The organism is Falsibacillus pallidus, assembly GCF_003350505.1.
Classification (GTDB): Bacteria; Bacillota; Bacilli; order Bacillales; family DSM-25281; genus Falsibacillus; species Falsibacillus pallidus.
The window spans coordinates 1-20872 of the sequence record NZ_QQAY01000017.1; the positions used below are offsets into that span (position 1 = coordinate 1).

Annotated in this window: 23 protein-coding genes; 16 read left to right on the forward strand and 7 right to left on the reverse strand. The window is 43.1% G+C overall.

The features are described from left to right. A partial coding sequence (locus DFR59_RS17100) for an aldehyde dehydrogenase family protein (RefSeq protein ID WP_114746887.1) occupies window positions 1–246 on the forward strand: 246 nt, incomplete at its 5' end. Window positions 247–443: 197 nt separating this feature from the next. On the opposite strand, the gene putP is transcribed toward DFR59_RS17100, so the two are convergent. Both putP and DFR59_RS17110 read right to left on the reverse strand, forming a co-directional pair. After that, window positions 444–1880 (reverse strand): sodium/proline symporter PutP, encoded by a 1437-nt coding sequence (gene putP / locus DFR59_RS17105; protein ID WP_245948521.1) that lies wholly within the window; start codon window positions 1878–1880, stop codon window positions 444–446. Window positions 1881–2273: 393 nt separating this feature from the next. Continuing rightward, the gene (locus DFR59_RS17110; protein WP_114746889.1) at window positions 2274–2654 is read right to left on the reverse strand and encodes a cupin domain-containing protein; all 381 of its coding nucleotides are present in this window, start codon (window positions 2652–2654) and stop codon (window positions 2274–2276) included. 269 nt (window positions 2655–2923) lie between these two features. Between DFR59_RS17110 and gatC the strand changes: the two genes are divergently transcribed. The 4 genes from gatC (at window position 2924) to DFR59_RS17130 (ending at window position 8244) form a co-directional block, all read left to right on the forward strand. After that, window positions 2924–3214: an Asp-tRNA(Asn)/Glu-tRNA(Gln) amidotransferase subunit GatC gene (gene gatC, locus DFR59_RS17115; protein ID WP_114746890.1), complete on the forward strand. Its 291-nt coding sequence runs from the start codon at window positions 2924–2926 to the stop codon at window positions 3212–3214. An 11-nt stretch (window positions 3215–3225) separates the two neighbouring features. Further along, window positions 3226–4686, forward strand: a complete 1461-nt coding sequence (gatA, locus tag DFR59_RS17120) for an Asp-tRNA(Asn)/Glu-tRNA(Gln) amidotransferase subunit GatA (protein WP_114746891.1) — start codon at window positions 3226–3228, stop codon at window positions 4684–4686. Window positions 4687–4702: 16 nt separating this feature from the next. Beyond that, entirely contained in the window at window positions 4703–6133 is a 1431-nt protein-coding gene (gene gatB / locus DFR59_RS17125) for an Asp-tRNA(Asn)/Glu-tRNA(Gln) amidotransferase subunit GatB (protein ID WP_114746892.1), read from the forward strand. A gap of 458 nt (window positions 6134–6591) precedes the next feature. Further along, window positions 6592–8244 carry a M4 family metallopeptidase gene (locus DFR59_RS17130; RefSeq protein WP_114746893.1) on the forward strand — a complete coding sequence of 551 codons (1653 nt, stop codon included), beginning with the start codon at window positions 6592–6594 and terminating at the stop codon, window positions 8242–8244. A gap of 234 nt (window positions 8245–8478) precedes the next feature. On the opposite strand, the gene DFR59_RS17135 is transcribed toward DFR59_RS17130, so the two are convergent. Then, complete coding sequence (locus DFR59_RS17135; RefSeq protein ID WP_114746937.1) at window positions 8479–8829, reverse strand: VOC family protein; 351 nt, start codon at window positions 8827–8829, stop codon at window positions 8479–8481. 137 nt (window positions 8830–8966) lie between these two features. On the opposite strand from DFR59_RS17135, the gene DFR59_RS17140 reads away from it, so the two are divergent. From DFR59_RS17140 to DFR59_RS17150, 4 genes are all read left to right on the forward strand, one after another. Continuing rightward, entirely contained in the window at window positions 8967–10103 is a 1137-nt protein-coding gene (locus DFR59_RS17140; RefSeq protein WP_114746894.1) for a L,D-transpeptidase, read from the forward strand. Window positions 10104–10340: 237 nt separating this feature from the next. After that, the gene (locus DFR59_RS17145; protein WP_114746895.1) at window positions 10341–10769 is read left to right on the forward strand and encodes a DUF4257 domain-containing protein; all 429 of its coding nucleotides are present in this window, start codon (window positions 10341–10343) and stop codon (window positions 10767–10769) included. Next, the gene (locus tag DFR59_RS20155; RefSeq protein WP_158538432.1) at window positions 10735–10893 is read left to right on the forward strand and encodes a hypothetical protein; all 159 of its coding nucleotides are present in this window, start codon (window positions 10735–10737) and stop codon (window positions 10891–10893) included. Before DFR59_RS17145 ends, DFR59_RS20155 begins: the two co-directional genes overlap by 35 nt. A gap of 144 nt (window positions 10894–11037) precedes the next feature. Then, window positions 11038–11412, forward strand: a complete 375-nt coding sequence (locus DFR59_RS17150; RefSeq protein WP_114746896.1) for a helix-turn-helix domain-containing protein — start codon at window positions 11038–11040, stop codon at window positions 11410–11412. Between the two features lie 90 nt (window positions 11413–11502). On the opposite strand, the gene DFR59_RS20160 is transcribed toward DFR59_RS17150, so the two are convergent. Beyond that, window positions 11503–11649: a hypothetical protein gene (locus tag DFR59_RS20160; protein ID WP_158538433.1), complete on the reverse strand. Its 147-nt coding sequence runs from the start codon at window positions 11647–11649 to the stop codon at window positions 11503–11505. 238 nt (window positions 11650–11887) lie between these two features. Beyond that, window positions 11888–12328: a hypothetical protein gene (locus DFR59_RS17155; protein ID WP_114746897.1), complete on the reverse strand. Its 441-nt coding sequence runs from the start codon at window positions 12326–12328 to the stop codon at window positions 11888–11890. A gap of 294 nt (window positions 12329–12622) precedes the next feature. Between DFR59_RS17155 and DFR59_RS17160 the strand changes: the two genes are divergently transcribed. From DFR59_RS17160 to DFR59_RS17185, 6 genes are all read left to right on the forward strand, one after another. Then, a complete protein-coding gene (locus DFR59_RS17160; protein WP_114746898.1) occupies window positions 12623–13420 on the forward strand; it encodes an arylamine N-acetyltransferase in 798 nt (265 codons plus the stop codon). 128 nt (window positions 13421–13548) lie between these two features. Continuing rightward, on the forward strand, window positions 13549–13842 hold the full coding sequence (locus tag DFR59_RS17165) for a hypothetical protein (RefSeq protein WP_114746899.1): 294 nt from the start codon (window positions 13549–13551) through the stop codon (window positions 13840–13842). Between the two features lie 59 nt (window positions 13843–13901). Next, window positions 13902–14447 carry an RNA polymerase sigma factor gene (locus DFR59_RS17170; protein WP_114746900.1) on the forward strand — a complete coding sequence of 182 codons (546 nt, stop codon included), beginning with the start codon at window positions 13902–13904 and terminating at the stop codon, window positions 14445–14447. Beyond that, window positions 14444–14920 (forward strand): anti-sigma factor, encoded by a 477-nt coding sequence (locus tag DFR59_RS17175; RefSeq protein ID WP_114746901.1) that lies wholly within the window; start codon window positions 14444–14446, stop codon window positions 14918–14920. The genes DFR59_RS17170 and DFR59_RS17175 overlap by 4 nt, the downstream gene beginning before the upstream one ends. A gap of 1 nt (window position 14921) precedes the next feature. Further along, entirely contained in the window at window positions 14922–16001 is a 1080-nt protein-coding gene (locus DFR59_RS17180; RefSeq protein WP_114746902.1) for a hypothetical protein, read from the forward strand. 484 nt (window positions 16002–16485) lie between these two features. Next, window positions 16486–17403 carry a diacylglycerol kinase gene (locus tag DFR59_RS17185; protein ID WP_114746903.1) on the forward strand — a complete coding sequence of 306 codons (918 nt, stop codon included), beginning with the start codon at window positions 16486–16488 and terminating at the stop codon, window positions 17401–17403. Window positions 17404–17447: 44 nt separating this feature from the next. Here DFR59_RS17185 and DFR59_RS17190 read toward each other — a convergent pair whose 3' ends face one another. Together DFR59_RS17190 and DFR59_RS17195 are read right to left on the reverse strand one after the other, a co-directional pair. Beyond that, window positions 17448–18173, reverse strand: coding sequence for an FTR1 family iron permease (locus DFR59_RS17190; protein WP_114746904.1), 726 nt, complete (start codon window positions 18171–18173; stop codon window positions 17448–17450). A 133-nt stretch (window positions 18174–18306) separates the two neighbouring features. Continuing rightward, on the reverse strand, window positions 18307–19236 hold the full coding sequence (locus DFR59_RS17195; protein WP_114746905.1) for a nucleoside hydrolase: 930 nt from the start codon (window positions 19234–19236) through the stop codon (window positions 18307–18309). Between the two features lie 167 nt (window positions 19237–19403). Here DFR59_RS17195 and rlmD point away from each other — a divergent pair, with 167 nt between their 5' ends. Further along, the gene (rlmD, locus tag DFR59_RS17200; protein WP_114746906.1) at window positions 19404–20780 is read left to right on the forward strand and encodes a 23S rRNA (uracil(1939)-C(5))-methyltransferase RlmD; all 1377 of its coding nucleotides are present in this window, start codon (window positions 19404–19406) and stop codon (window positions 20778–20780) included. Window positions 20781–20872 lie beyond the last annotated feature (92 nt).

Below are 20872 nucleotides of genomic sequence, written 5' to 3' on the forward strand. Positions count from 1 at the left end.
GAAATCGCCAACGACACAGACTACGGCTTGACGGGTGCAGTCATCACGAACAACCGCGCACACATCGACCAGGCGAAGGAAGACTTCCATGTCGGAAACCTTTACTTCAACCGCGGCTGTACAGGCGCGATCGTCGGCTACCAGCCGTTCGGCGGATTCAACATGTCCGGAACCGACTCCAAAGCGGGCGGCCCAGACTACCTAATGCTTCACATGCAAGCAAAAACAACTTCTGAAATGTTATAAAATAGAAAAGCGGATGTGCCTTGAAAGCTGCGACATGCATAAGACGGAACTCGGAGGAAATCCTGATTTCCGTAGAGTTATGGCTTATGACCTCGAGCAGCTAGGCGCTGAAGCCAGCCAGATAGAAGTGAAAAAGAGCCCCTGTCACAAGACAGGGGCTCTTAAAGTTTCGCCGTAAGCTATAAAATCAATAAATTTTATTTTGTTGCATCTTCAAGCACTTCTTCCATTTCATCAAATTTTTCATGGACAGCTTTTTTCGGACTGCTGGTCATCATACTTACAACGATAACAGCAATCAAGCTGAGGAAGAAGCCTGGAATCATTTCGTACATGAACTCACTCAATCCATCGATGCTGATCCAAATGATGACGGTAACGGCACCAACGATCATTCCTGCAAGTGCACCCCACTTGGTCATGCGCTTCCAGTACAAGCTCAATAGGATGGCTGGACCGAATGCGGAACCGAATCCTGCCCATGCATTACCTACCAGGCCAAGGATAGTATCGTTTGGTGTAAGAGATAAAAGGATGCCTACAATGGCCACAAGCAAAACAGCAAGTCGACCGATTGTCACGAGTTCCTTATCAGATGCATTTCTGCGTAGAAATGCTTTGTAGAAGTCTTCTGTCAATGCACTGGACGTAACGAGCAATTGGGAAGAAATTGTACTCATGATTGCCGCCAGGATGGCTGCTAATAAGAATCCAGTGATATACGGGTTGAACAGCACTTGCGAGAAGTAGATGAAGATTGTTTCCGGATCATCCAATGAAAGACCATTCACGGAGATATAAGCAATACCGACCAAACCAGTCAGTAGTGCACCAATGATAGAAATAATCATCCAGCTCATAGCAATGCGTCGTGCCGGCTTTAATTCTTTAATAGAAGAAATGGCCATAAAGCGAACGATGATATGGGGCTGCCCGAAGTAGCCCAATCCCCATGCAAGGAATGATAAAATTCCAATAATGGACGTTCCTTTAAAAATATCTAATAGAGTTGGATCAATATTTCTAACTTCATCAAAAACAGTTGCCGTTCCACCTAAATCAGTGAATGCGACGATTGGCACCATGACCAATGCGATAAACATGATGACACCTTGTGCGAAGTCCGTCAAACTAACTGCAAGGAAGCCGCCAAATAATGTGTAGCAGATTACGACAGCTGCTGTAACGAATAGACCTACACGGTAATCAAGGCCAAATGCAGATTCGAATAAGGTTCCTCCTGATACTAAACCAGCTGAAGTATACAGCGTAAAGAAAATAATGATTACGATTGCGGAGAAGAACCGTAGAATCCTTGTTTTATCCATAAAACGATTTTCGAAGTAATCGGGGATCGTAATGGAGTCGTTTGCTACCACCGTGTACGTTCTAAGGCGTGGAGCCAAAATGAGGTAGTTCAGATACGCACCGATGGATAAACCGACTGCGATCCAGGCACTTGAAAGTCCGTCTGCGTACATTGCGCCTGGCAATCCCATGAGCATCCATCCACTCATATCAGACGCCCCGGCTGATAAAGCTGTTACAGCAGGACCCAGTCCACGACCGCCTAACATGTATTCCGATAAGTTGCCTGTCGATTTCTTATAAGCGTAGAAACCGATCAGGAGCATACCGACGAAGTATATTCCTAATGATACTAACGTTCCTGTTTCCACTATATCTCTCCTTTGAGTAAAATTTTTTAGAGCTCACGAACGACGAACCGAAAGCTCTGCCTACGGTTCAATAACCTAACAAATATATTCCCTTTGTTCAAGGAATCGAAACAATTGCAACAATATACGGAAGAGCGTTCAGACCAGTTGACATAAGGGATAGGCAAGGGTTGAAAAGAAATTAAAGTAAAACTATTCAGAATTATATATCAAAAACATTACAAGCTTTTTTACTGGAAAACCCGGTAACAAATCCTAACAGTTTTCACCCCAATAATTTCTCCCTTTCACTATTTTTTTATACAAAAAAGGCACCCTCAGAAAGGCGCCATATCCGTGAAGAAGAAATTAATTTTTATTGTATTTTACTGGAGTCAAAGCAGGCATGAATTTCTCAGGAGAGAAGTGTTCTCCTTCCATTACAAATGCGGTCATACCGTTTGCGGAGCCTGATTCATGTTCTTCACCGGTTTCCCAGAATACAGCTGTACCGGCTTCCACAGGGACTGGATCTTCTCCTCGCAGTTTCACCCATCCTGAGCCATCTGTTACTAAAAAGAGCTGTGGGCATGTGGCCGGATGCATACCGAGAACGCTGTCTCCACTGAAATGCATGCAGCCAATCTGGGAAGGTGCAGCGGATTTCATAATTGGACTGATGCCGACATTGCGACTGTTAAATGCAGTGATGGAACGTTTAACTTCCTCATCAAATCGAAAAAATTTCAATGAAAATTCCCCCATTTCCTTCATTATTATTTTTTACTTTTACGGGAAGAATGTCCATATGAATTTTGTAAAAATATTCAATTTGGGTGCAGCCTGTATTTTCCTTCATCTTTGTAAGGAAATAACTAGCTCATACCTGTGAGACAGACAGCGTTCGTGGTACAATAATACTTATGTATTGAAATGCCAATTCAAGTTGCTTGTCATGATTGAAGTTTGATATTATCAATATTATTGTGTTTGTTCGACTATTTTCGGAGGTGAATGGAATGTCCAGAATTTCAAAAGAAGAGGTTAAGCACGTTGCTCACCTTGCCCGTCTGGAATTTTCAGAACAGGAAGTTGAAAAATTTGCCCATCAGCTTGACGCAATCATTGGATTTGCGGAACAGCTTAATGAGTTGGATACAGATAATGTGAAGCCTACTTCACATGTATTGGATATGAAAAATGTGCTGCGAGAAGACAAATCCGTCAAAGGACTTCCGCGTGAAGAAGTATTGAAAAATGCACCAGATCATCAAGATGGACAAGTTCGTGTTCCGACCATCTTGGAATAGGAGGGAATTCAATGTCATTATTTGATCATAAAGTATCAGAGCTTCATGAACTTTTACATAAAAAAGAAATCACTGTAACAGATCTTGTAGATGAATCATATAAGCGCATCGGTGCCGTCGAGGATCAAGTGAAAGCTTTCTTGACCCTTAATGAGGAGTCTGCTCGCCAAAAAGCAAAAGAACTCGACGCCAAACTTGGTACGGATGAATCCAAAGGACTTCTGTTCGGAATGCCGATCGGGATCAAGGATAACATCGTTACAAAGAATCTTCGCACAACATGCGGAAGCAAGATCCTCGAAAACTTCGATCCTATTTATGATGCGACTGTCATGAACAAGCTTCATAGTGCTGAAACAGTGACGATCGGAAAATTGAACATGGATGAATTCGCGATGGGATCTTCCACTGAAAACTCCGGTTTCCAAAAGACCAGCAACCCATGGAACCTTGAAACCGTTCCAGGCGGATCTTCCGGCGGTTCAGCGGCATCTGTTGCAGCAGGGGAAGTACTATTTTCACTTGGATCAGATACTGGTGGATCCATCCGCCAGCCTGCAGCATTCTGCGGTGTGGTAGGATTGAAGCCGACATATGGCCGCGTTTCCCGTTTCGGCCTAGTGGCATTTGCTTCTTCATTGGATCAAATCGGCCCGATCACACGTACAGTTGAAGATAATGCCTATCTTTTGCAAGCCATTTCAGGACTAGATGCAAACGACTCTACTTCAGCAAATGTAGAGGTGCCGAATTTCGCAGAAGCTTTGACTGGCGATGTCAAAGGGCTTCGCATCGCCGTCCCTAAAGAATATCTAGGCGAAGGTGTCAGCGAAGAAACAAAGCAATCTGTGATGAATGCGTTAAAAGTCCTTGAAGGATTAGGCGCTACATGGGATGAAGTTTCCCTTCCACATTCTAAATACGGTGTGGCTACTTACTACCTGCTAGCCTCTTCTGAAGCATCATCCAACTTGGCGCGCTTCGACGGCGTCCGCTACGGCTACCGTTCTCCAAATGCGGAAAACCTTGTCGACCTATACAAGAAGACACGTTCTGAAGGATTCGGTGAAGAAGTGAAGCGCCGTATCATGCTTGGAACATTTGCATTAAGCTCAGGCTATTATGATGCTTACTATATTAAAGCTCAGCAGGCCCGTACGCTGATCAAAAAGGACTTTGAAGATGTCTTTGAGAACTACGATGTCATCATTGGCCCAACAACTCCGACACCTGCGTTCAAGATCGGCGAAAAAATCGACGATCCTTTGACAATGTATGCGAACGATATCCTGACAATCCCTGTTAACCTTGCTGGTGTACCGGGAATCTCCGTTCCTGCAGGATTTGCATCAAACGGACTGCCGCTTGGATTGCAAATCATCGGTAAGCACTTTGATGAGAGTACGGTTTATCGTGTGGCACATGCCTTTGAACAGGCTACAGACTTCCATAAACAAAAACCAGGACTGTAAGGGGGGGGGCATAGGAATGAACTTTGAAACAATCATTGGACTTGAGGTCCATGTAGAACTAAAAACAGATTCCAAAATATTTTCACCGGCGCCTGCTCATTTCGGGGCAGAGCCAAATACAAATACAAACGTCATCGACCTTGGCTACCCGGGGGTCCTGCCAGTTTTAAATAAAAGAGCAGTAGAGTTCGGTATGAAGGCTGCAATGGCGCTGAACTGCCAAATCGCAACGGATACTAAATTCGACCGTAAAAACTATTTCTATCCTGACAATCCAAAAGCGTATCAAATCTCTCAATTTGATAAACCGATCGGTGAGCATGGCTGGATCGAAATTGAGGTCGACGGTAAGAAAAAGCGAATCGGTATCACTCGCCTGCATTTAGAAGAAGATTCAGGGAAATTGACTCACTCAGGCAATGGGTATTCCCTTGTCGACTACAACCGTCAAGGAACACCGTTGATCGAGATCGTTTCCGAGCCGGATATCCGTACGCCTGAAGAAGCGTATGCTTATCTTGAAAAGTTAAAATCCATCATTCAATATACAGGTGTTTCTGACTGTAAGATGGAAGAGGGCTCATTGCGCTGCGATGCGAATATTTCCCTTCGTCCAATCGGACAAGAAAAATTCGGTACGAAAGCAGAATTGAAAAACTTGAACTCCTTCAACTTTGTCCGCAAAGGATTGGAATTTGAAGAGAAGCGCCAGGAAAAAGTGCTTCTTTCAGGCGGTCTTATCGAGCAGGAAACAAGACGCTTTGATGAGTCTACAGGCAAAACCATCCTTATGCGTGTAAAAGAAGGATCTGACGACTACCGCTACTTCCCGGAACCTGACTTGGTTGCCCTTCATATCGATGATGAATGGAAAGAGCGTGTCCGTGCAGAAATCCCTGAGCTTCCGGATCAGCGCAGGAAACGCTATATTGAAGACATGGGGCTTCCTGCATACGATGCGATGGTCTTGACCCTTACGAAAGAAATGTCTGATTTCTTCGAGGAAACCGTTGCAGCTGGTGCAGATACGAAGCTTGCTTCCAACTGGTTGATGGGTGAAGTGTCTGCCTACCTGAATTCCGAGCAAAAGGAATTGGAAGATACGGCATTGACTCCTCAAGGATTGGCAGGCATGATCAAATTAATCGAAGCTGGAACGATTTCTTCCAAAATCGCGAAGAAAGTGTTCAAAGAATTGATTGAAAACGGCGGGGATGCAGAGAAAATCGTCAAAGAAAAAGGCCTTGTGCAGATTTCTGACGAAGGAGCACTTCTCAAAATCGTAACTGAGATCCTGGACGCTAACGAGCAGTCCATCGAGGATTTCAAAAACGGTAAAGACCGCGCCCTTGGATTCCTGGTCGGTCAAATCATGAAAGCGACCAAAGGACAGGCAAATCCACCGATGGTCAATAAATTATTGATTGAAGAAATGAATAAAAGATAAACCATAAAGTTTGATGAAAAGCTGGCTGCGGCCAGCTTTTTTTGTTGTTTTGGAGCAAAAACCTGTGCGAAATGTCGGCAAGATGGGTTTCAAGTACTAAATTGTGCTGAATTTACGGGGATTTAACCTTCGAGAAAAGTTCTATGCGCGAAAAGTACATGTCAATGCGCCGGGCGAAGTAACTTATGCGCCAAAAACAACCGCCTATGCGCCGAACAGAGTAACTTATGCGCCAGAATCACACTCCTATGCGCCATCGGTATTTTCCGACCTTAAACACCTACAAATATGCTGAAAACCGCATTTTATTCCCATTATTCCTATGGTTATAGAAAATGGGAAAATACGCATGGGTGTATTTTCATAATTGAGTTATAACGGACTATTTTAAATATTATTTATTTTCTGTATATTCATATCTGTAGTCCAAAAAAATAGAAAGAGGAGTTGTTGTTTCATTGAAAAAACAATTGGTTGCATTGGGGTTGGCTGCAGGTTTGGTTATGAGTCCGACGGTGTATTCATATGCCCAAGGAAACGGTTCTGCAGATCTATCTGAAAAAGTGAAATGGAGCGATCGTGTCGGGACGCCGGAATTTGTTTCAGGCAAATTGACAAAAGCTTCGAAGGATTCGGCAGAAACCATCGTATTCAATTATCTCAATGGCAAAGAAGGCTCCTTCAAACTTGGGGGAGATGCGAAGAATTCATTTAAAGTCCTGGAGAAGCAACAGGATGAACTTGGCTTTACATATCTTCGCCTTCAACAGGTCTATAAAGGGACTCCTGTATTCGGCTCGGTCATCACGGCACATGTTGATAAAGATGGCGTATTGACAGCCCTCTCAGGCGCGGTTCAGCCGGACTTGGATAAAAAGGCTGGAAGCAAGGCAGATAAGGTATCCAAGAAGGATGCGATCTCCAAAGGGGAAGCAGATTTGACGGCAGCAGCAGGTTCACAGCCAGACTACGAATACGCTCCAAAAGCGGATTATGTGATCTTTATGAAAGACGGCACTGCACATTATGCTTACCACGTAAATTATAATTTCCTTTCTCCAGAGCCGGGCAACTGGGACTATTTTGTCGATGCTTCATCTGGGGAAATTCTTTCAAAATATAATTCTATCGATCATGCGAAGCCGGGCGGCGGTGCAACGGGCGGCACGAACACAGTCGGTACTGGTACGGGAGTGCTGGGAGATACGAAATCATTAAATACTCTTCTTTCAGGTTCTACCTATTATCTTCAAGATAATACAAGAGGAAAAGGCATTTTCACATATGATGCCTCCAGCCGTACTCGGTTACCTGGAACGCTTTGGGCAGATGCAGATGATCAGTTCAATGCAAGCTATGATCACGCAGCAGTAGATGCTCATTATTATGCAGGTGTGACTTATGATTATTATAAAAATACATTCAACCGCAACAGCTATGACAATAATGGGGCTGCATTGAAAGCTTCAGTCCACTACAGCCGCAACTACAATAACGCATTCTGGAACGGCTCTCAAATGGTTTATGGAGATGGAGACGGAGTAAACTTCATCGAATTCTCAGGAGGCATCGATGTGGTTGCGCATGAATTGACTCATGCCGTGACAGAAAAGACGGCAGGACTTGTCTATCAAAATGAGTCTGGTGCCATCAATGAATCTCTTTCCGATATTTTCGGTACTTTAGTAGAATTCTATTCAGGCAAAAGCCCTGACTGGGAAATCGGCGAGGATATCTATACTCCTTCAAAACAAGGGGATGCCTTACGTTCCATGTCCGATCCTACTAAATACGGCGATCCGGATAACTATGCCAGCCGCTACACAGGAACGAGCGATAATGGCGGAGTTCACACAAACAGTGGCATCAGCAATAAAGCCGCCTACCTTTTAAGCCAAGGAGGTACAGCTTACGGAGTGAAAGTTACAGGCGTTGGCACAAGTAAAACAGGTGCTATTTTCTACCGAGCGCTTACTCAATACTTGACGCCTCAAGCTACATTCAGCCAGCTTCGTGCTGCAGCTGTCCAATCTGCTGTTGATCTATACGGATCCAGCAGCCAGGAAGCAGCAAGTGTGAATGCAGCATTTGATGCAGTCGGAGTACACTAAGATTTAATTTAATCAACAAGGGCCTTCTAACTAAAAGTCGGAAGGCCCTTGTTTTATTTAGGCTGATTTCGTAAACATTGTTGTTAAAATCTTACTGCCGATTTTAACGCGAAATTATCGATTTGGCACGTTGCAATATAGAATCTAGGCTCTTTTCTAGCTAAATAAGCCCTTTTGTTTGTATAAACTATCCTAATTTAATTTTAAAAGCAACAAACTTTAAGAAAAGAGCCTTTATTTATTTTCAATTAGTCCGATGCCAACCCCAACCGGATCGACTATGTAGGCTAGATAAAATTCTTCAAACTCCATCTTTTCACGTACAATCTGCGCGCCGTTTTGAACAGCTTCCTTTAGAGCATTATCAATGGAATCCACCTCTAAATGGAGTCGGATCCCATGTGGATAATCACTCGGGCCGTGCACAATCCCGCCATTTATCCCGTCGCCGCCATTTGTAACAGCTTCACTATACCCCCATTTTGGTTCACCAATCGTCCAGCCGAAGACATTAGAATAAAACGCTGCTGCTTTATCAGGGTCCTGTGAATTCATTTCAAATGAAACTACTTTTGATTTGATCATTTTCCCATCCTCCATGATTTTCAATCTCCCCTCGATTCTCTCATGTCTATCAACTCATTCCAATAAAATTTTGAGTTTTTAAAAAATTGGTATAAAAATGGCGGCGGTGAGTAGATTTGATTAGGGGGGTGTATCATTTGGACTATCTAAAGAAAAATCTGACGCAGGTTCGGTCTCATACGTATCTTTCTAATAATGATCCAAGGTATTGTGAAAAGTATTTAAAATTTCATCCTCATGATCGGCAGATGCTTTACCAGTATGCACAGGAATTATTTAAAAAAGGGAAGTTTACAGAAGGAGTCAAGCAGCTTGAGAAGTCTAGTGCGCTTGGCTATTTCCAAGCAAAAAGGGAGCTGGACCACCTCAACCAATATCAGTCATTGCCATATGCGGCGCAGAACAAAAAGGCGAGCCGATATTCTTCATTATGGAAATGGCTGCTTGCCATTTTGATTCTGTCCTTACTTTTATTTACCTTCCTTATTGTCTGGAGGTATGTTGAAAATCGTTTCTTTATCGAAAAGAACGACTATTATTATCAGTTCCACGAGTATCATAACCCTGAGCCGCCTCCAAAAGATGATTTGAACAGCGTATCAATACCAATAGAGAAGCAGAAAGAAACGCTTGCCCTTCTTTCAGTGGAAAATGCCTTTGTGAGGTACCACGAATTATATGGACACATTCCAAAAAGCCTCGACGAGATGACCGGCGGGGCTCCTTCTAATTTTTTGACGCTTTCAGATGAAGCAACAGCACAAAAAGATACAATCCTTTTAAAATCAAAAAGCCCGGATAAATTTGCGAACTTCAGCAAATTGGAGCTTCATTTTTATCCGAAAGCCAATAAGTTGATCCTGGCCAAAATAAGCCCATCAGGGAAAGAAACGATCCTGTCATCCTATACAACAGCATCAGGCAAGGAGAACCTTCCGTTTTCCACAAGCAAAGTATCACAGAGGGTAGTGAATCCAAATGGGGGAGATGGTGTACTTGGTACGCGCGGCCTCGTCCTTCAGGATGGATACGCCATTCATGGAACCAATGATCCCGCGTCCATTGGCCAAAAAGTGACGCACGGGTGCATACGATTAAGGAGTGGTGATATGGAAGCTCTTTATTCGTATATATCCATTGGTACGCCATTTCTGGTTAAGCCCGGGCTTCCAGATGCTCCTTTGCTTAAAACAGGGCTTCCGCAGCTTTCAGTGGCTTCTGCAATTTTAAAGAAAGAAGAAAGTCCAGGCGCACATTTTACTTGGAGGAATTAATATGAGGGAAAAATAGGGAATAGCCTAAAATACATGTCCCCGTAAGGTGCGAGTCCTGCTTTTGGGGGATAGAAGCTGTTTTGTAATTGATAAATGATAGAATACGTGTGACTATTATCATGATTATTCCATTTTTCCCCTGAGAAACTTTTTTTGAAATTTCCTTCTAATTGTCCATTCAGAATATTCTGGAAAATTATATAATATAAGTAAATCATTTCAAAGGGTGTATCGATTATGTCCTTAATTGAAATCATTGTATTGCCGATGTTGATGGGTGGTATCGGGGGTCTGGGACATATTTTAGTCTTCAAGGATGGAGAGTTTACACTTCCAAGAAAGTTTGTGACAGATGAAGGAGAAAAGCATTACATTTTTGGATCATCGAAGGATATCATCATTGGAATCATTGCCGGTTTTTTGTCAGTCCTGCCGGTCATGGATACGGTGCCTGTCTGGTATGTGATTTATATCAGTCTGGTATCCGGAATTGGAGGAAGTTCAGTCATTACCAGAAAGCTTGAACAGAATTTGGAATGCACCAGGCAGCACTATCTTGGTGAAATTTCAAGGTATCAGTTTGAGACGGCGTCTCATCAGGGATCTACAATACACAATGAGGTGAACACGGTTGGCGATGTCGAAAGAAGAGAAAGTGAAAATTAAATTGACTCCTGACAAAAAGAAGGAAGCGGAAGATCTGGTACAGAAGCTAAAGGAAGCAGACAATCTGCCGGAAGTCAGGTACTACTTCCGAAAGGTGAAAAAAATTATCGAAGAACAGGAATGATAGCCCTTCTTTTAGCTGGCGGGGGTTATTTTTTTATGTCCGGATTTTGAAAAATGAATAATCCAGTAATTGGATTGTGTAAAAGTGTTCCAGAAAATGCCCAGCCACGTTATGATAAAAAGGTAGAAGTGGAGGGCTGTACAAATGATACACCAAAAGACCAACGAAATCATCATAGAAACACTTGCCAAATATCCTCATAAGGTAAATGTTAAGCTTGGGAAAATCCTTAGAGCCAGAGGTATGACGCAGGGTGATCTGCACCGTTTGACCGGTCTTCGTATAGCTACAATCAATGAGCTGGTTCACTTTAAGAAAAAATCTTTCACAGTGGCGCACTTAATTTCCATTATGATTGCACTCCGGATATGGGATATCCGCGAATTGATTGAAATAGAGTTCGATGAAGAAGTAGTGGAGTATTTTAAACAAGAAAGAGCCGTCATGAAAAGAGGATTTACTGAGGATTTAGAGAAGACGCTACAAGCAAATGTGAACCGAATGAACGAAGGCAAGTGAAAAAATAAGGCTGACTCATAAGCGCCTGTTTCTCTCCTATTTTATCTTTTGCAGGAGGACAGACCAATCCGATGAGTCAGCCTTATTTATTTAGAATTCCATGTCTTTATCATGCTTTTTGGCAAGTTCATCTTTTAGATCCTTAATAGAATCATTTAAATCGATTACTTCGTTTTTCGTTTTGATCAATTCGTATAATATAAAAACGCCGACAATGGCAAGTAAAATATTAAACATAGTGAAACCCCCAATTTTTAATTCCATTTTATTATGGTATACAGAAACACGGTCCATTTTCAAGGATAAAAGGAACTAAACTGACAGGATTCTACATAGAAGAATGGATATTTCCCCTTATTTAACCAATAAACAGCCTTCATGGGTCTTGTCTGTCATTATATGAGATTAAAAGTCAGAAAATTACATAAATTATACAAAAAATCCCGCTCTCGACCAAGGCCAAGGCGGAATGGGGTTATGCGTTGACTTTAAATTTGACTGACTTTTGTATTAAATAGGGGGAATGAGAGCTTTTATCAGGTGTAACTTTGTATTTTGCCGGAATTTTGACAACATGCATGATTTGATTCGATTTTACAAAGACAAGGAGTGAAATGTCATCGCGATAGTAAAGGCCGTATGATTTCAGTTCGGCTGAGCGGTTTCCGAGATGTTTTTTTAATTCACTATCGGATGTATATGGAGGGAAAATATAAGCCTTATCATAAGAAATGCCGATGTCTTTTTGGAAATTGATATGAGCGGCACCATTCTCCTCATTTTTTTCAATAAAGGACACGACTTTATTTTCGAGATCCAACCTTTTCGATTGTTTGTTTGCACTGGATGCGATAAGTAAACCGTATAAAACAGCGGAAATAATGATTATGGATAAAAGTGCTTTTCTTCTTCGCATGCCTGATTTCCTCCCTGCGGCAATCTTCTTCTACTAGTAAGACGGATGACAGGAACAAATAGTTTCATATTTTTAGCGCAGAATCCGCCAACATTTGCTTGGCTGTTAAAAAAATTGAGGGATGATAGTTGTTGATTTTCATAGATTCGACTAGTAAAATCAAAGAAAAAATGAAACGTCTTAAAAATATTATGAAGATGTCATGTCGTTGTCACGTTTGAAGTGTTAAATAGGAAACAGATAGTGCCGGCGCCCGGGAGGCCCCGAAGCCTAATGTTGAAATGAGTGATAATCATGAATGATACAGTAAAAAAATATCTGGACTATTTAAAAATGGAGCAGGAAACGCCAAGCCTCAATTATTTGCAGAGGCTCATCCAGCGGCATCTCTTTAAGGTGCCCTATGAGACATTCAGCAAATTCCACTACTATTGCAAAAACCCAGTCCATGTCCCTTCGATGGAGGAGTTTGTCGGGAATTTGGTTGATAAGGGCTGGGGTGGAACATGCTTCACGCTGAACATCAACTTCACAAGACTTTTGAAAGCCCTTGATTTTGACTGTTCGCTGGTAAGGGTAGAGCCGGGGCACCTCGGAATCATGGTTGTCTTAGAGAATAAAAGATATTATGCAGATGTTGGATACGGCTCCCCCATCATGAAGCCGATTGAGCTTGAAGGAAAGCGCCAGCACGTCCTACACGGGTTTGGGGAAGAGATCATCTTTACTCAAAAAACAAAGGAATCCTATGAAGTCGATCGCAGGGCAAACGGCAAGTCCTTTGTAAAAAAAGAGATTCAGTGGAAGCCGCTGGAAGAAGAAGATATTCAAAAAGATATCGAGAGCTCTTATCTGGACGAGGACAATAACCAAACAATGAGAAGAATCACTGCAGTAAGGTTCAATGGCCATGAATGCTATTTCCTTCGGGACCATTCCTTGAAAGTGATGACCTACCGGAATATTTCCGAAATCAATCTCAAAGATAAAGAAAAATGGAAGAAGTATGTGCGCGAAGTCTATCAGATCGATGAAGACTCGCTTGATGAATCGATAGAATTCCTAAAAACGCGCGGAGTGGCACTTTTTTAAATAGGCAAAGGCAGACCTTCTTGGGACCGGGTTCCCGAGGAGGTTTTTTCATGGGTTTGATGAGTGAATCCACGCAAAATGATGCTGAAATGGCAGTAGAATGACCAATTCAGGGGCTGGAGGATGGAATGGGGATGCAGAGAGTAGAGAAATTAGGATATATCTCATACCTGCACAGGCTCTATGCGCCAGAGATAGCTGCTTATGAGCCATTTCACTGGTTCTATGCGCGAAAAATTGCCGGCTATGCGCGATACAAGGCAGCTTATGCGCCAAACTCCCCTTTCTATGCGCGAGCGGCCGTCTGGGAAGTAAACTCCAAGGGGAAAACGAGATCATTCGACAAAAACCGGGGCGTGCCAGTGCTCCCATTGCAGCCGCGCCAGCCACCCATTTTCAAAAAAAATTTTTCCAATCTGTAGGGGCATGCCCAAGTCATTTCGTCTATTAAAATGTAGACCGGCTGAAAGGGGGGAGCAGATTGGATCAAGCACTGATTGAACAGGTGCTGACAGGGAATGAGGAAGCCTTCCGGATAATCATTGAGCATTGCAGTTCCCACGTATTCCAGACAGTAAATGGGATACTGCGAAATCAGAAGGACACGGAAGATGCGGTACAAGAAGTGTTTGTGAAAATCTATACATCCCTTCCTGACTATAATCATCAAGGATTCAAGACCTGGATCACGAGAATCGCTGTCAATCATGCCATAGATATCAAACGGAAGCATCAAAGGAAGAAAGAGGATCTGGAAGACGATATGAATGCAGGACAATTTGAGAAGGTGCAGTCGGAAAGCATTGAATCGTATATTCTCCGCAAAGAGAAAAACCGCATCATAAAGAAGAGGATCGAAGAACTTCCAGAAAATTATCGAGAGGTTGTCCAAGGGTTTTACATACAGGAAAAATCCTGCACCCAGCTGGCAAAGGAGATGGATCTGCAGGAAAAAACAATTGAAATGAAGCTGTACAGGGCGAGGAAGTGGATCAGAAACCATTGGAAGGAGGATGACTTCTCATGACGCACGTTTCGTATGAACAATGGATGCTTTATGCTTCTGACAATCTAGATGAATCAAAGCGGGAAGAATATGAGGACCACTTATATGAATGCGACCCCTGCATGGACTTATATATGCAGGCAGTTAAAGAACAGGGCTCATCCACTCCGGAGTTTGATGAGAAAGGCATCGCTGATAAAATCATGCAGGAAATTTCAAGTCTTACCCAAACCGATAATGTCATTTTCCTGACAGATCACCTTGAAGCAAAAAGACAGAAGGCTGTCTTTCAAAAGCCTGTGGTCCAATATCTCCTTGCTGCAGGCATGACAGTGCTGTTGATGTCCACAGGTGTTTTTCAATCGATTACAGCATATGTTGCGGATTACGAAAATTCATCAGCGCCGCCAAAGAACTCTGTCACCAAGGTGCTGCTCGATAAAACTGTTTCAATAGTGGATAAGGTAGAAAAGGAAACGAAGGAGGATAAATAAAATGAAAAATCCCATCATTGCTTTTTTATTAGCGTTTTTTCCCGGTGCCGGTTTAATGTATATTGGAAAATTGGTCAGGGGATTCTTTTACACAATCGGGGTGTTCGGACTGCTTTTAGCAGCCGCGGCCATGATCAATTTTACAGGAGGGCCGATATTCCTGATGCTTGGCATAATGGCTTTCATCCTCTATTTGATCAATATTATTGATACAGCCATCACGGCATCAAGGATCTATCAAACCAAAACGGAGGACGCTGCTCTCGGCGGGCAATCGCTTGAATCAGAGAGGTTCTTTACCATCATCCTCTCCTTTATCCCTGGGGTCGGACACTTTCAATTAGGGCTGATGAACAGAGGGCTGACGCTGCTGGCAGGATTCTTTGGATTTGGCTCCATTGTGCTATTCGTCACCTTTTTATCTCACAGAAGTGAATTTTTAGTATTTCTGGCGTTCCTGCCGATTATATGGATCTTCGGATTTTTTGATTCCATGCAGCAATTGAATAAAAAGCAGCGTGGGGAAATGCTGATCGACCGATCCTTGCTCGAGGAGTTCGAAGAGCGCAAGGATGGCGGCAAAAGGAGCAGGGCCATCGCGGTCTTTTTATCCATATTCCCAGGCGCCGGCCACCTTTATCTCGGGCTGCAGAAAAGGGGCATCCAGCTCATGGCGCTATTCTTGTTATCCATTTATATCTTAGATATTTTAAGGCTGGGACTGTTCTTGTTCCTTGTCCCGCTCATCTGGTTCTTCAGCTTTTTTGATGGACTTCAGACAGCTTCAAAATCCGGAAATGAAGAGTTGAAAGATGAACCGGTCATTTCATTTTTATTCAATCACCAGAGATGGGTGGGCATCATACTTGCTTTATTGGGCATCTACTATCTGTTGACGAGTGTTATGTTCCCGGCTGCATCCCCCTACATTTACAACGAGATCGGCATCGATATAGAATACTGGTTTGACAGCTACTTTCAGCCTGCTGCTGTATGTGTCCTGCTGATAGGCGGCGGTCTGAAGCTGATATCAGGAAGCAGGAAAAATGGAAGGGAAGATAAACTCGCCAAAAAAGCATGATCAGAAGTGTGGAATTGCTGCAGAGCAGAGGACCTCTCCCCAACGCGGAAGGGGTTTTTCCTTTTTTTAATCTTTCATTTTGCGTTTATCCGCTGCGAAAAGAAGGCATGATGTAGGAGAAAGAAATTTTAGACACAATGTTTTAATTAGATTTTTTTCAATAAAAGAGGTATGATAATTTCCGTCAGTTTCATTAAACGGTTTGATGATGGATAATCAGTGGAATAGAATAAAGATTTAACCAATTTTTCGGCTTAAAATAGTTCTTAAAAAAGAAATGGCTGTTTTCGTACAAATTGTTGTTAAAATCTTATTGCCGATTTTAACGTAAAACTAGCTGTTTGGTCCGTTGAAATGGGTATCCAGGCTCTTTACTAGCTAAATACGTTATTTTGATTGCATAAGGGATCCTGTTTTAATGGGTAAAGCAACAAACTTTGAGAAAAGAGCCAAGAAATAAATAGAAGGTTAGGATGATGGGGTAATGAAAAGAGCAAGAATAATATATAATCCTACTTCCGGACGGGAAATATTCAAGAAGAATTTGGCGGAAGTCCTGTTGAGACTGGAGCAGGCCGGCTATGAAACCTCCTGTCATGCGACGACCTGTGAGGGCGATGCTTCTGAAGCGGCGCGCATTGCGGTTGAAAGAAAATACGACCTTGTCATTGCTGCAGGCGGGGACGGGACCATTAATGAAGTTGTCAATGGCTTGGCAGAGCAGGAATTCCGTCCTAAATTAGGGATCATTCCGGTAGGGACAACGAATGACTTTGCGCGTGCATTACATATACCGAGAGATATCATGGCCGCTGTAGATATCATCGTGAAAGGCGACAGAATTCCGATTGATATCGGAAGGGTGAACGACCGCTATTTCATCAATATTGCCGGTGGGGGACGCTTGACTGAGTTGACATACGAAGTTCCAAGCAAGCTCAAAACCATGCTTGGCCAGTTGGCTTATTATTTAAAGGGCATGGAAATGCTGCCTTCGATCCGAGCTGCTGAAGTGTCTATTGAATATGACGGAAAGTTGTTTGAAGGGGAAGTCATGCTGTTTTTAGTCGGGTTGACCAATTCAGTCGGAGGATTCGAGAGGCTTGCACCGGATGCTTCCATCAATGATGGATTGTTCTCCCTGCTCGTTTTAAAGAAGACGAATCTGGCAGAATTCATCCGTATTGCATCTCTGGCCATCCGCGGAGAGCACGTCAATGATCCCAATGTCATTTACACGCAGGCCAATCATATTAAGGTGCAGTCCACTGAAAAGATGCAGCTGAATATTGACGGAGAATTAGGAGGGCTTTTGCCGGCAGAATTCGAAAATCTGTACAGGCATCTTGAAGTATATGTACCGATTGATGCGATCCGCCCGGAAGATCGTCCGGATAGATAACAATGAGAAAAGGCTTCCCGCTCTTATACGGGAAGCCTTTTATATTAACTCGTCTTTGGTTTGCTATTTTGTTTGTCTCGATTTTGGAATCTCTTAAAATCATCTTTAAGGAAAATATAAAGGGAAGGGACGATAAATACGATCATGCCGATTGTTTCTAAAAGTTCTCCTCCGCCCTCAATCAATTTTACCAGTCCTTCAGCGAAAAGCTCTCCGCCAATCAGGATCAATATTATGCCTAGGGCTTTAAAAATGATGCCCAGGTTGTATTTAAGGGTGGTCTTGAAAACAATAATGGCCAATAAGACCGCTAAGGCAATGCCTAAGATGCTTCCAAATGCAACCATACCTGAGTTCTCTGCTATTTGAGTCATATTGAAGATGACAAGTTCAATGCCTTCCCGCAATACAGAAAGAAACGAGAGGACAAATAACCCAATCCAGCTTGTGCGCTTCTCAACTTGAGAAAGAACGCTCGAGGAAACCTGCTTGCTTTTATGGAGCCAAAGAATGAAGTAGGCAATTAATCCAGCTGCCACTAGCATCATGATTCCTTCAAAGATTTCCTCCCCTGCTTCTTCAAGCTCCTGTGCTTCATTAAAACCAATCACACCGCCGACAGCACTGACAGCCAACCCGGCCAATGCACCTATGTAAACAGCTTTGGACAGGGAAGATTTATTGAGTTTAGCCAGTTGAACCAATATGATTCCAATGACCAGCGCAGCTTCCAGTCCTTCGCGAAATGATAAAAACAGACTCGACAACATGTGAACACCTCATCTATTCTAAATTAGTATTGATTTTGAAAATCATTCTCAATGATACTTTTATCATAAAGTCTGAATCACTTTATTGTCAACCGTAATTGAGAACTTTTTTCAATAGAATATGAGGAGCTTTTTATTTCTTTCCTATATTCCTTCCGATCATCACCTGAATAAAATCCTCTACAAATTTGCTGTAATTCAAATCCATATAAATATTGATGTTATTTTTGGAAGGCTGGGATTTCGGACGGAAATCGGCGATGCTCTGCCCGCGGCTTTTATCATCCCGTTCAATATTCACATCTCTTGAAATGCTACTGCCCATCCCGGGATTCATGAGTAAAAACAAAGTCACCACATCATGCAAAGGAGCCCCTTGGATGCCTGGAACCAGCTTTTTGTATGCATCTATATAGTAGTCGATGATGGGCTGGAGGATGGACACTAACTGATTATTGGCATTTTGAACAATGTATTGGGCAATCTCTTTTGTGATGATTCCTTTATTCGTCGCATTGAGGGGCACGATGGTGATGTTCTTATAGTTCGCTAAGAACAAATTGACGGCGATGGGGTCTCCATAGAAATTTGCTTCAGCATACTCTGTCACATTTCCCGGGGTCAAGAACGCGCCGCCCATAATATGAAATTGCTTTATTTTCCCGATCTGCTCGCTGCTCAATACAATTGCAGTGGCAAGGGAGGTGCTCCTTCCCACATCTACAATGGTCAGGTCTGGATGCTTTTCGATTATGTCAAAAACCTGGCTGAAATTGAGCAGATCTCCTTTTATATAGTCAGGTGGAGAGATAGGGCCAAGTCCTTCTTCTCCATGAATTTCAGGATAGTATTTTGGGATTTTCCCGCTTAAAGGCCTTGTCGCGCCGCCAATGAGGGGGATATCGGTTTTTCCCGCCAAATGCAGGAGGTAGGCTATATTTTTGGTTGCATCTTTTTTGCTCATATTCCCATAGCTTGAGACGATTCCAACTAGCTTTATGCCTGGATGAAGAAGTGCGTACATAATGGCAATCGAATCATCTATACCCGGGTCTGTAAACATCAGGACCTCTTTCAGGATGGACCGCCTCCTTGAATATTCTTATTTGATGCTATGCGCTAAAAAGGAGAAACATGAATGGAGGCAGAGGTAATCGTCAAATCGCTTTAGCCATGGACTTATGATACAATCAGAAATAGTGAAAAACGGACAGAAAAGGAAGTTGCATGATGAGCAAAAAAGGGAAAGCCCCCGTAGAGAAAAATGAATATTATGATGTTGTTTTTAAGGATTTGACGCACGACGGGAATGGTGTGGCCAAAATTGACGGCTACCCTGTTTTTGTCCCGAATGCCCTTCCCGGTGAAGAGGCAAAAGTGAAAATCGTGAAGCCGAGCAAAGGGTACGGATTCGGCCGTGTTGCTGAGCGGTATACGGACAGCCCCAAAAGACAGGAGCCGCCATGTCCGATTTATAGAGAATGCGGCGGATGCCAAATTCAACATTATTCATATGAAGGACAGCTGGAAGCGAAAACCAAGCATGTGAGAGACGTCCTGCAGAGGATCGGCAAGCTCCCTGAGGTACCCGTCCATGACGCCCTTGGGATGGAGAAACCTTGGTACTACCGCAACAAAGCACAGGTCCCTGTGGGAGAAAAGAACGGAGAACTTGTTGCAGGTTTCTATCAGAAGCGAAGCCACGAAATCATTGATATGGACACTTGCATCATTCAGCAAAAGGAAAACGACCAAGCGATCCAAATCGTGAAGGATATTTTGAAGAAATATAAAGTGCGTGCCTATGATGAAGAGAAGCATAAAGGGTCGATCCGCCATATCATGACACGGGTGGGCCGTAAAACAGGTGAAGTGATGGTGGTCCTTGTGACAAGGACCGCGGACCTGGCGCATAAAGAAGAGATCGTTCAAGAGATAAAAGAGCGAGTCAATGGATTGAAATCTGTTGTTCAAAATGTCAATTCTAAAAGGACCAACGTCATCTTTGGCAATCAAACAACGGTCCTCTGGGGAGAAGAATTCATCTACGATTATATCGGGGATGTGAAATTCGCCATCTCTGCCCGCTCGTTCTATCAGGTAAACCCGGTCCAGACCAAGGTGCTTTATGATAAAGCATTGGAATATGCCGAGTTGAATGGGGATGAAACCGTCATTGATGCGTATTGTGGTATCGGGACGATCTCGCTGTTCCTAGCTCAAAAAGCCAAAAAAGTGCTCGGAGTGGAAATTGTCCCGCAGGCCATTGAAGATGCGAAGCGCAATGCAGAATTAAACGGCTTCGACAATGTGGATTTTGCTGTCGGAGAAGCGGAGAAAGTCATCCCTTCCTGGTATAAAGAAGGGATCAGCGCTGATGTGCTCGTAGTTGATCCGCCAAGGAAAGGCTGCGATGAAGCATTGTTGAACACAATCATCCAAATGAAGCCAAAGAAAGTCGTCTACGTGTCGTGCAACCCGGCAACCCTAGCACGGGATTTAAGGGTTCTCGAGGACGGCGGCTACCAGACGCTTGAAGTGCAGCCGGTGGATATGTTCCCGCAGACGATGCATGTGGAATGTGTGGCATTGCTCACGCTTGGATAAGAAAATCATAATTGGTAAAGTCAGCGCCGCTTTTTTTTAAAGCGGCTTTTTTTATGTGCATATTACCGAGTAGTGTTATTTGATAATTCTGA